The sequence below is a fragment of the Luteimonas sp. A482 genome (genome assembly GCF_054072655.1).
In genome coordinates this window covers 1-3411 of sequence record NZ_JBSVRO010000012.1, presented here as the reverse complement: position 1 = coordinate 3411, position 3411 = coordinate 1, and the positions used below count along the sequence as shown (strand labels likewise).

Here is a 3411-nt window from a genome sequence, read left to right as displayed (position 1 = left end):
GGGCAGGTTGCAGCGTAGTCTGGACGCGGCGCCACTTTGAAGCTCTTGCGGCAGTCAAAGCAGGCGTGCGCGATCAAGTACTGTGGCCCTCGCATGCGATTCTCCTGCATAGCCGCCTAACGCCTGAGTTAAGCCGACTTGCGCAGTGGAGGCTTTGGCGTGGCAAGCTTTTCCTGCCACGCCAAAGCCGTAACGAAGCAAGTTCGGCTTGAACGAATTGTTAGGCGGCACTTCCAGGGACAGGCGTTGCAAGCTGAGCTTCGATTGCAGCTTTGTCAACTACGGACCAAACCCGAACAATCTTTCCATCGGCGAACTCGTACATCACGTTTTCGGCAAATGAGACTTTCTTGCCATTCACATCGAGGCGGAGAAATTTCGCTCTTGGCGTGCAGTGGAAGTGCAAGCGGCTTGCCAAGCGCGGCGGCTGGACAATCAGTAGCTCGGCTTTGAAGTGGAGATCAGGGATCTCCATGAAGTCCCTCTTCAGCATGTCGCGGTAGCCAGTGAGGCCCAAGTGGCGGCTGTTGTGAATGACTGAATCATGCACAAAAGCTCCCAACTCCAACCATGCCTGCGCGTTCAGGCAGGCGAGGTAGCGGTGATAGATGCTTTCTAGCTCGGGTGCGGTCATACCGGCCAATGCTGCTTGAATCGACGACGGGAGCGGGAGTGGGAGTGGGAGCGAAGGCGGATGACGGAAGTGGGAAAGGGGGTGCTTGTGCCGCCTAACGCCTAAGCTAAGCCGCGCCGCAGCGGGGCGTGAAGCACATGGCAAGCTGTATCTGCCATGTGGTTTGCGCCCCGATGTGGCGTCGGCTTGAGCGCATTGTTAGGCCGCAGACCCGCTAAGGTTGAGCTTACGTGGACGGATACGCGTTGAATCACAGTCTTGTTCATGTAGCTGGAGCCGTACACCCTAAAAATCTTTGGGAACGGGCCCACGCCGGACCCAACAGTCACCTCATAGCAATCCGGCAGCTCGAGCGAAACATTGCCACAATCGATCTCACGGACCGATTGGATCTCTGAGAGCCGAAGCCAGGCTAGGTCTTTTGATTGATCCGAGCATAAGCCTGTGCATGAGTAATCAAAGTTCTGCTCCGAGAATGGGCCCAAGCCTGAGATCGCGTCCACGTAACGTGCGATGTCTTGTGCAGCACCATGGCTAGGAGCAGGAAAGTAGTTGCGAGTAGATTCTACTGCCGAGCAAATCTTTCCGAACTCCTCGTAGGTCCAGCTACCAGGCGCTCGATACATATCTCCTTCAACACCGTAGCGCCGCTCTGATTGAAGCGCCTCGATGCGATCATGCTCATCGAACTCAACCGTAATTCGGTCAGCCGCGCAGACGCCAAAGTAGCTTCCCCAGGCAATTGCGTGGCTATAGAACCGCACGGCCTCAAGGCTATCGAACCTTGGGCGGTCTACATCAATCATGATTGAACCGGCGGCGCCAAGTAGCCGGCTGGCAAGCTCGGCTAGCGGCAGAGCTTTCGCCTCCCGCACGGTGAGGGGAGGCGCTGCTGCTAGAGCTGCTGTTAGAAGGATCGCCAGCATGGTCGCTCCTGCGGCCTAACGCCTAAGTTAAGCCGAGCCGCGAAGCGGCTTCGGCTTGAACGCATTGTTAGGCCGTGGCACCAGCAGGCGACCAATCACGGGAGCAATTGCATGTGACAAATAGCCCAGCATGTAAGTCCATCCTCCCACTTGGGCCAAGCGCCAAAACGGCACCGAATCCCCGGCACCAAGTGCGAGGAAGTGGAACACGCCCCAGGTGGCCGCGTAAATCACTGCCGATAGCACCAAGCCAACTACCAGCAGGCAGGTGAGAGCTAAGTGTCCGGAACGCTGCGCAAGCAGAACCCCAAGCACGGCAGCAGCGATGGGTGAGAGGAGGGCAAGAGTGATGCGTAACCACTGGGGTTCCGGAATGTCTGCGGCGAACGACAGCACCACGCCGGCGAGAGTAAAGATCAGTGCAAAAATCACATACGAGCGCATATCAGAATCGGCCCTCCACGGCCTAACGCTTGAGTTAAGCCGACCCGCGAAGCGGGTTCGGCTTGAACGAATTGTTAGGCGGCGCCACCCGTAGTGGATGCGCCGGATTGTCGCGGACGAAGGCGTCAACTTCTGCAAGTTTGGCAGGAAGGGGCGGCCCGGAGGTGCTGCGGTAGCTAAAGAAGCGAAAGCCGGCAACGAATAGCGCCTGCACCTTTGCCCATTGCTCCAAGTCCTTTGCGGCCGGCGCTTTGAAGGAGCGTCCCATCTCATGCATGGTGCCCCCGCAGCCGGGGCAGGTTGCAGCGTAGTCTGGACGCGGCGCCACTTTGAAGCTCTTGCGGCAGTCAAAGCAGGCGTGCGCGATCAAGTACTGTGGCCCTCGCATGCGATTCTCCTGCATAGCCGCCTAACGCCTGAGTTAAGCCGACTTGCGTAGCGGAGCCGACAACATGGCAAGCTCTACCTGCCATGTTGTTGGTGTAGCGAAGCGCGTTCGGCTTGAACGAATTGTTAGGCACCGCCCGAGATGCCCGACTATTTGGAGCGTAACGCAATAATGGCGAGCAGCAAGGCGGCCAGCAGAACAACAGTTGGTAGATGCCGAGTGACCGCCAGCATGGACTCTACACCGGCGAGCCAGTCCTTGGACCAAGCGCCGCCGATACTCTCGTAGTACGCCAAGGCGGCGCGGGGAGATGGCCAGAGGAATGTGTACCCAAGTGCTACTGCTGCCAAGGAAACAACGGATGCGATGCGCAGACGGCGATTGGCAGGCAGGAACATTGCTGCAATAGCCAGTACGGCTACCGGAGCCAGAATCAAAGCATCAAGAGTCCCGAGTGGCCACATGTGGTGCCTAACACCAGAATTAAGCCGCGCCGCGAAGCGGTGTCGGCTTGAATGAATTGTTAGGGCTCAACTCTCTCACCCTCACGCAGAGGCCTGCAAGAGACCATCCGATCCACGGATAGCTTGCGCTGATATGCTCCCATATGGCCGAATTGACCAGGTGATGAGACAGAACCTTCAAGCTCCACGTAGATGCGATGCCAAGGCGCATTGGGCTCTTGGTTGAAGGTCAGGAAGGCGCAGGGAACCGAGCCCTCTACCCACCAGCGCTCCCGTGTCGCAACCAACGGACGAAACTCCAGGGTCTCAAAGCCCTCTGTGTAGTAGCCAGCATGGATCTTTGGCGCTGGCTCCACGACAGATACCGGCTCTGGCGTGCGAACACAGCCAGTTGCTGCAGTTAGTGTCAGAAGCAGAGCAGCTTTCATTGAGGCCTAACGCCTTATGTCTTGAGTTTCCCCTACCGTAGGCGCCGAGAGCCCGACGTGCGCGCCCGATAACGCCTCGGTGTCAGACCACCGTAATTCAGCAGGGGCCGCACGCCGGATCTCGCGC

The 3411-nt window shown here is 58.1% G+C and carries 5 protein-coding genes; all 5 read right to left on the bottom strand.

Annotation, left to right across the window (positions count from 1 at the left end; translation table 11 throughout):
* Positions 1-220: 220 nt before the first annotated feature.
* The 5 genes from ACW5DW_RS17030 to ACW5DW_RS17010 all read right to left on the bottom strand — a co-directional run bounded on the left by ACW5DW_RS17030 (position 221) and on the right by ACW5DW_RS17010 (position 2856).
* The gene (locus ACW5DW_RS17030) at positions 221-634 is read right to left on the bottom strand and encodes an ester cyclase (protein WP_457020491.1); all 414 of its coding nucleotides are present in this window, start codon (positions 632-634) and stop codon (positions 221-223) included.
* 101 nt (positions 635-735) lie between these two features.
* Positions 736-1560, bottom strand: a complete 825-nt coding sequence (locus tag ACW5DW_RS17025; RefSeq protein ID WP_457020490.1) for a hypothetical protein — start codon at positions 1558-1560, stop codon at positions 736-738.
* Between the two features lie 27 nt (positions 1561-1587).
* A complete protein-coding gene (locus ACW5DW_RS17020) occupies positions 1588-2004 on the bottom strand; it encodes a hypothetical protein (protein ID WP_457020489.1) in 417 nt (138 codons plus the stop codon).
* A 34-nt stretch (positions 2005-2038) separates the two neighbouring features.
* Entirely contained in the window at positions 2039-2392 is a 354-nt protein-coding gene (locus ACW5DW_RS17015; RefSeq protein ID WP_457020448.1) for a hypothetical protein, read from the bottom strand.
* A 149-nt stretch (positions 2393-2541) separates the two neighbouring features.
* Positions 2542-2856 (bottom strand): hypothetical protein, encoded by a 315-nt coding sequence (locus ACW5DW_RS17010; RefSeq protein ID WP_457020488.1) that lies wholly within the window; start codon positions 2854-2856, stop codon positions 2542-2544.
* Between the last annotated feature and the right edge of the window lie 555 nt (positions 2857-3411).